Source organism: Actinomycetes bacterium (assembly GCA_022599915.1).
In the GTDB taxonomy this organism is placed as follows: Bacteria; Actinomycetota; Actinomycetes; order S36-B12.
In genome coordinates this window covers 1-7,028 of record JAHZLH010000010.1, presented here as the reverse complement: position 1 = coordinate 7,028, position 7,028 = coordinate 1, and the positions used below count along the sequence as shown (strand labels likewise).

The 7,028-nt window shown below is 60.4% G+C and carries 6 protein-coding genes and 1 other RNA gene; 4 read left to right on the top strand and 3 right to left on the bottom strand.

What is annotated here, in order from left to right; all coding sequences use genetic code 11:
* Together K0U62_02160 and K0U62_02155 are read left to right on the top strand one after the other, a co-directional pair.
* The coding region (locus K0U62_02160; GenBank protein MCH9800321.1) for an acetyl-CoA C-acyltransferase at positions 1-754 on the top strand (754 nt) is incomplete at its 5' end.
* Positions 755-787: 33 nt separating this feature from the next.
* On the top strand, positions 788-2,953 hold the full coding sequence (locus K0U62_02155; protein MCH9800320.1) for an enoyl-CoA hydratase/isomerase family protein: 2,166 nt from the start codon (positions 788-790) through the stop codon (positions 2,951-2,953).
* Positions 2,954-2,957: 4 nt separating this feature from the next.
* On the opposite strand, the gene ffs is transcribed toward K0U62_02155, so the two are convergent.
* An RNA gene (gene ffs, locus K0U62_02150) (signal recognition particle sRNA small type) lies at positions 2,958-3,054 on the bottom strand.
* A gap of 61 nt (positions 3,055-3,115) precedes the next feature.
* Complete coding sequence (locus tag K0U62_02145; protein MCH9800319.1) at positions 3,116-4,351, bottom strand: hypothetical protein; 1,236 nt, start codon at positions 4,349-4,351, stop codon at positions 3,116-3,118.
* A gap of 188 nt (positions 4,352-4,539) precedes the next feature.
* Here K0U62_02145 and K0U62_02140 point away from each other — a divergent pair, with 188 nt between their 5' ends.
* Complete coding sequence (locus tag K0U62_02140) at positions 4,540-5,859, top strand: hypothetical protein (GenBank protein ID MCH9800318.1); 1,320 nt, start codon at positions 4,540-4,542, stop codon at positions 5,857-5,859.
* A gap of 15 nt (positions 5,860-5,874) precedes the next feature.
* Here the strand turns inward: K0U62_02140 and K0U62_02135 are convergent, their stop codons facing one another.
* Positions 5,875-6,501, bottom strand: a complete 627-nt coding sequence (locus tag K0U62_02135; protein MCH9800317.1) for a peptidylprolyl isomerase — start codon at positions 6,499-6,501, stop codon at positions 5,875-5,877.
* Positions 6,502-6,525: 24 nt separating this feature from the next.
* Between K0U62_02135 and K0U62_02130 the strand changes: the two genes are divergently transcribed.
* Positions 6,526-7,028 (top strand): hypothetical protein (locus K0U62_02130; GenBank protein ID MCH9800316.1); only part of this gene is annotated, 503 nt, incomplete at its 3' end.

The window sequence follows — 7,028 nt, the reverse complement described above, 5'->3', positions numbered from 1 at the left end:
GGACCTGATCGCCACTACCGAAGGCTTCACCCGTGAGGATGTGGACGCATACGCGGTTCAGGCGCAGGATCGTGCCGCCGCGGCCTGGAGTGCTGGAAACTTCGCCAAGTCAGTGGTTCCGGTCAAAGACATTAACGGGGTCACCGTGCTTGACCACGATGAGCACATGCGTCCGGGCACGACCATGGCGGATCTTGCGAAGTTGAAGCCCTCCTTCGCCGGTATCGGTGACATGGGTGGCTTCGATGCGGTGGCGCTGCAGAAGTACCACTGGGTCGAGCGGATCGATCACGTCCATACCCCGGGCAACTCCTCGGGCATCGTCGATGGGGCTGCCTTGGTGCTGGTCGGCAGCGAAGCCGCCGGGCGACAGGCGGGGATGTCACCCCGGGCCCGCGTGGTGTCGACCGCGGTGAGTGGTGCCGACCCCACGATCATGCTGACTGGGCCGACCCCGGCAACGGAGAAGGCGCTGCGGCTGGCTGGTCTAACTAAAGACGACATTGACGTGTGGGAACTCAACGAGGCCTTTGCGGCAGTCGTGCTGAAGTGGATGAAGGACTTTGGTCTGGAACGCGATCAGGTCAATGTCAATGGTGGTGCTATCGCTATGGGTCATCCACTGGGAGCCACCGGGGCGATGATCCTCGGGACTGTCGTGGATGAGCTGGAGCGCTCTGGCGGTCGCTACGGCCTCGTCACACTGTGCATTGGTGGCGGTATGGGTCTGGCCACAATCATCGAGCGGGTCTGACCGCGCGGATCGAAAGACTGGAGAACAACTGAGATGGCAACTAACATGATCGACTGGAACATCGACGCCGACGGCATCCTCACCCTCACCATGGATGACCCTGACCAGGGCGCGAATACGATGAATCAGACCTTCCAGGACAGCCTGCGAGCAACTGTCGACCGGCTGGAAGCCGAGCGCGACTCCTTCACGGGCATCATCCTCACTAGCGGCAAGAGCACTTTTTTTGCCGGCGGCGATCTCAAACTGCTGCAGCAGGCAGCACCCGCCGATGCTGAGCGCATTGAGGAAGAGATCAATGCCATGAAGGCCGATCTGCGCCGACTAGAGACCCTGGGTAAGCCCGTGGTTGCTTGCATCAACGGCTCAGCACTCGGCGGCGGTCTGGAGATCGCGTTGGCCTGCCACCGTCGTATCGCGTTGGACGCCAAGGGCTCGCAGATCGGATTGCCTGAGGTCACGCTGGGATTGCTACCTGGCGGTGGCGGCGTGGTGCGAACCGTGCGGATGTTTGGCTTACAGAAAGCCCTCATGGAGGTATTGCTGCAGGGACAGCGCCGCAAGCCGGCAGCTGCGCTCGAGGTCGGTTTGGTGGATCAGGTCGTGGCGACGCCGGAGGAGATGCTCGCTGCTGCCCGTGAATGGATCGTGGCGAATCCCGAGTCAGAACAGCCATGGGCGGCGAAGGGATACAAGATCCCTGGCGGGACGCCTAGCAACCCCAAGTTCGCGCAGATGTTGCCTGCCTTCCCGGCCAATCTGCGTAAGCAGGTCAAGGGCGCACCGATGCCTGCCCCGCACCACATCATGTCGGCTGCGGTTGAGGGTGCTCAGGTGGACGTGGATACTGCCTCGCTGATTGAGACCCGGTACTTCGTAGATCTGGCAACCGGACAGGTCGCCAAGAACATGATTCAGGCGTTCTTCTTCGATCTACAGCACATCTCAAAGGGTGGTATCCGTCCCGAGGGCTTCCCGAAGTTCCAGGCCCGTAAAGCCGCAGTGCTGGGGGCCGGCATGATGGGCGCCGGCATCGCCTACGTCTGCGCTCGCAGTGGCATGGAGGTTGTGCTTACTGACGTCTCGCAGGAATCTGCCGACAAGGGCAGGGCCTATAGCCAGGGCCTGCTGGACAAGGCCGTGTCACGCGGCAAGATGACTGCGGCCCAGCGTGACGAGATTCTGGATCGCATCGTCGCTACCGACAACATGCAGGATGTGAAGGGTGCCGACCTGCTCATCGAGGCAGTCTTCGAGGACCCTGCGCTGAAGGCGGATGTCTACAGCCAGGTTGAGCCACTGTTGGCTGACGATGCGCTGCTGGGTTCGAACACCTCGACCTTGCCCATCACTGGGCTGGCCGAAAGCGTCACCCGACCCAAGGACTTCATTGGCCTGCACTTCTTCTCGCCGGTGGACAAGATGCCACTGCTGGAGATCGTGGTCGGTGAAGAGACTTCTGATGAGACGATTGCCCGCGCGGTAGACGTCGCATTGCAAATCAAGAAGACCCCGATTGTGGTGAACGACAGCCGCGGCTTCTTCACGAGTCGGGTGATCGGCACCTTCATCGGCGAGGCAGCAGCGATGCTCGGAGAAGGAATCCCGGCGCCGTCGATTGAACAGGCAGCACTGCAGTCGGGCTATCCGACTGGACCGCTCGCGTTGTTCGACGAGGTGTCGTTGACCTTGGGCCGCCGCATTCGCGAGGCTTCCCGAGAGGCGGCTACTGCGGAGGGCTGGGACTTTCCCGAGCATCCCTCCTACCCGATCGTGGACAAGATGGTGCTCGAATTCGAGCGCGGCGGACGAGCAGCGGGGGCTGGGTTCTACGACTACGCGGACGGAAAGCGAGTGGAGCTTTGGTCGGGGCTGGTTGAGCACTTCGGTGGCTCAGTCAAGCCCGAGATCCCGTTTGCGGATGTCAAGGATCGCATGTTGTTCGTCGAGGTGCTGGACTCAGTGCGCTGCTACGACGAGGGTGTGCTGCGCAGTGTCCCGGAAGCAAATATTGGATCGATCTTTGGCATCGGTTTCCCCGCCTGGAGCGGCGGAGTGCTGCAGTTCATCAATGGTTACCCGGGTGGCGTGGGCGCTTTTGTCGAGCGGGCCAACGAGTTGGCCGCCAAGTATGGCGATCGCTTCTCGCCGCCGGAGTCGCTGATCGAAATGGCGGCCGACGGCCGTCGCTTCGAGTAAGGAATAACGGGACCCCCCGCACACCCGCCAGAGCCCACTTACCCTTGCTGCCTTCCGGCCCTGGGGGGGTTCGGTGGGGTGACGCCGTACGAGGGGTCGTCTTCAGTGTAGACGAACTGCTTTAGCGATTACGGTGCCCCTGGGTTCTGCAACCGTGCGCAGTTAGCCGATCCGGTAGGGCAGGATGGTGGCTTTGAACTTGCCCTTCTTCACGGTCTTGCAAGAACCTCCGGTCGCGGGGCAGGCTTGCTGGCCGCTGGCAGTCTTGTAGGTGGCCTTGCCTTTGCTCGTCCAGACCATCTTGAAGTTCTTGCCACTTCCCTTGAAGGAGCAGACCAGTAGCTTGCCGTTCTCGTCGCACGACTTGACCTTCGTGCCGAGCGTCCAATCCAGCATGGTGTCGAATGACTTGATCGTGGTGGGGGAATTTGGATTCATCGGGACATCGCCGAAGTCTCCGCTGCCATAGGTCCACATGTACCAATAGGTTCGCGGTACCCCGAGCCGGAACGAGTCCAAGAACGAGCGGGATAGGAATGCTTTGGTTTCTTTGTTGTTGAGACCGCCGCCGACGTGGTTCGTCTCGGTATCCCAGATCTCAATGCGCTTCGGCAACTTGTAGGACTTGAGCGAGGAAATGACTTCCTTCAACTTTGTATAGCGACCGTTTAACCCCTCGACGTAGCCGTGGACAGCAAGCACATCGAATGGCCAGTTGCGCTTCTTTGCCTCTTTGAGGAATGGCTTCATGATCCGATCGGTGCAATCGGGGTAGCAGTGCACCTGAAAACTGGGCGAGATAACTTGAGCTTGCGGATCGATCTTGTTGACGACGTTGTTGAGAATCTTGCTCATCTCGGCGAGTTGTTTGCCATTGCCCTGCCACGACGCAATCGCGGTCACTTCATTCCACACCTGGTACGAAGTGATGCGTCCCTTATAACGCTTAACAACTTCGGTCACCATTGCTTGGTAGTCCGACATATTGGCGGGTGGGTCTCCCCAGCCGCGAGTTTTGTACTCGACCGCTGGAAGCCAACCCAGGCCGCTGGCCCAGCCCGGTGTGCCACAGAAAGCGAACATGATGTCGGTGTAGCCCCATGCCTCATGTCGGGCAACGATGTTGTCCATCTCGGACCAGTTCCACACACCTGGGGCTGGGTTGAGGTCTCGCCAATAGGGTGCGCAGGTATTGCGAATTGACACGCCTTCGACCTGAGGTTGCGTGGTGAACGAGTGAATGCCAAAGGTGCCGGTTGTCACCGGGGTCTTCCACGCCCGCTTGAGCCGTTTGTCAGATTCAGCAGCGTTAGCGTTTGCGGGCAAAAGGGTACCCACAAGTAGCAGTGTGAGAACAGCAGCAATCGCCGCCGCTATTCGACGCGTAATGGTTGCCATGGGCAAACTCCCCGGGGTGACGTGTGGCTCCCATGGTAAAGCGCGAAATCTTTGTCGCCAACATTCTCGCGGGTAATGGTGGAACCAGTTCGAGACATAACCACTCGGAAGCAGCCGTGCTGTTCGCGCAGCCCTTGCTCACGGAATCGTGAGGTACCGTAGAGGACATCGTACGAGGGAGAAATTTCATGGCCGCGTTGCTAGTTCAGCAGGATCGTTCTCGCCCCCTGCGGCTTGTGAAAATCGTGCTGCTCGCCGTCGTGGCAGGTACGCTCATGCTCCTCGGAACCGGCCCATCGACCGCGGCATCGCCTGCCGCTGCTTCGCAGGCTGCTCCCCACGCTGTTGCCCTGTCTGGGAATGCTGAGGCCCAGGCTGCCGATGACGCGACCGGTATCCGGTCCCGATCGCTCGCTAGCGCCAAAAGCAAGAAGTTCTCGCGGGTTGCCGTTGGCGGCGGGCACACGTGCGCCCTAGAGAAGTCGGGTCAGGTGCGTTGCTGGGGATCCAATAAGTGGCTTCAGACGGGGGATCCCAAGGCGGGCTTCATCACCAGCAAACCCGTCAAGGTTGCTGGGCTGCCGAAGTTGAAGTCGATGTCAGCGGGATTCCGCCACAACTGTGGCCTCACGAAAGATGGTCGGGTCTTCTGCTGGGGCGAGAACTCCTCCGATGAGCTTGGTGTCGGTGCCGGGTCATCGGCTGGTTGTCCTGTTGATACCGGCTGCCCCAAGACGAGCGCCAAGGCCGTAGCGGTCAAGCTGACAGGGCCGACGGCGGTAGCTGCTGGAACTTCGTTCAGCTGCGCGATATCCCGAGGGCAGCAGGTGCTGTGCTGGGGACTCAACGAGATGGGCCAACTCGGCAACGGCACCACTACGTCTCGACCGAGCCCCGCAGCCACTCCGATTACAGGCGGCGCTTCCCAACTGGCGTTGGGTGATGAGCACGCTTGCGCGCTGCTGCCAAAGGGTGAAGTCCGCTGCTGGGGGGCGAACTATTACGGGCAACTAGGCTCTGGAGTGAAGAGTTTTCGGTCACTGGAACCGGTAGCGGTAACGCTGCCCGCCGCTGCAAGCTCGATTACCGCCGGACTACGCCACACTTGTGCGCAGTTGGCCAATGGTGAGGTCTTCTGTTGGGGTGACAATCGGGTTGGCCAGCTCGGCGACGGCACCAAGACTGCGAGACCGGCGCCAACGAAGATTTCCGTTTCTGGCGTGGGCGTGTTGGCCGCCGGCGGGCGCAACACCTGCGTCATCAATACGTCAAAGAAACTCAAGTGCTGGGGAGACAATGGTGTGGGTCAGTTAGGCCTCGGGAACACGAAGAAGAAATCCGGCAAGAAGACGGTAAAGAAGCTGGCCTCGGTCTCGCACACTTCAATCAACTACGCCCACGTTTGTGCCGTCAGCAAGGGTGCAGTGAAGTGTTGGGGTAACAACTCCCATCGTCAGTTGGGCGATCGCACCAAGACAAATCGGTACACGCCAGTCAAGGTCAAGTAACGCAAGCGGCTAGACCTACCCCAACGTGGCGGTTTTGATGGTCACCTTGGGCTTGGGCTTTCCGTCGGTTATCCCATCCTTTCGGCTGGATACGGCGATGTTCGTGACAACATCGAGGCCCTCAACCACTTCACCCCAGATGGTGTACCCCGGATCGAGCGTGGTGTCTTCGTAGACGATGAAGAACTGGCTGCCCGCTGTGTTAGGCCCGGAGTTCGCCATCGCTACCGTCCCGGCGGGGTAGTTGTTGACGGTTGGATCTGGCAAGTTCTCATCGGGGAGCTGATAGCCGGGCCCACCGGTTCCGGTACCAGTGGGATCACCGCATTGCAGCACGAAAATGCCGCTGGTGACGACTCGATGGCAAGGTGTGTCATCGAAGTACTGCTCGGTGACCAACTTCGTCTGCGCTTCCACGGTCTGCGGAGCGGCGGGGTTAGTCTTGATCACGATCTTGCCTCGATTGGTTTCGAGCGTGATGGTTTCGGTGTCCGTGGGCTCGGCATCCGCTGATCCAGCATCGTCGGCGTCGGAACCGCAACTGACCAAGGCGATTGCTAGACCGGCCGCAGCGGCGAGGGAGATCATCTTGCGCATGTAGGCATTCTGCCTCAGACAGGTGCTGGTGTTTTCTAGCCCCATGGTGGTTCGTGAAACTATGAAGTAGTGGCGGCGGAATTAGAACAAGAATCAGGTTCGCTTCGGCGAGCGATCAGTGGACCAGCCATGGTCTTTTTCGGGCTGGGCACCATTGTCGGCGCCGGTATCTACGTCCTCATCGGTGAGATCGCAGGCCAAGCGGGCGTGTGGACGCCGCTCTCGTTCCTGCTTGCCGCAGTGGTGGCCGGACTCACCGGTATCTCGTACAGCGAACTCGTCGCCCGTCGGCCACAAAGCGCGGGTGAGGCTACCTACGTCGGTGCTGCCTTTCGGCGGAGTTGGCTGTCACAGACGGTGGGCTGGGCCGTAGTCGCCACCGGACTAGTATCGGCGGCGACGCTATCTCGTGGATTCGCCGGCTACCTCGCTGAGTTGGTATCGGTGCCGGAGTGGCTGGCCATTTGCGGTCTGGTTGCCGCAGTAGCCCTACTCGCCGTTGCTGGCGTGCGGCAGTCGGTCGGGGTGGCGGTAGCTATCACCGTGATCGAGTTGTTGGGGCTCGTCGCGGT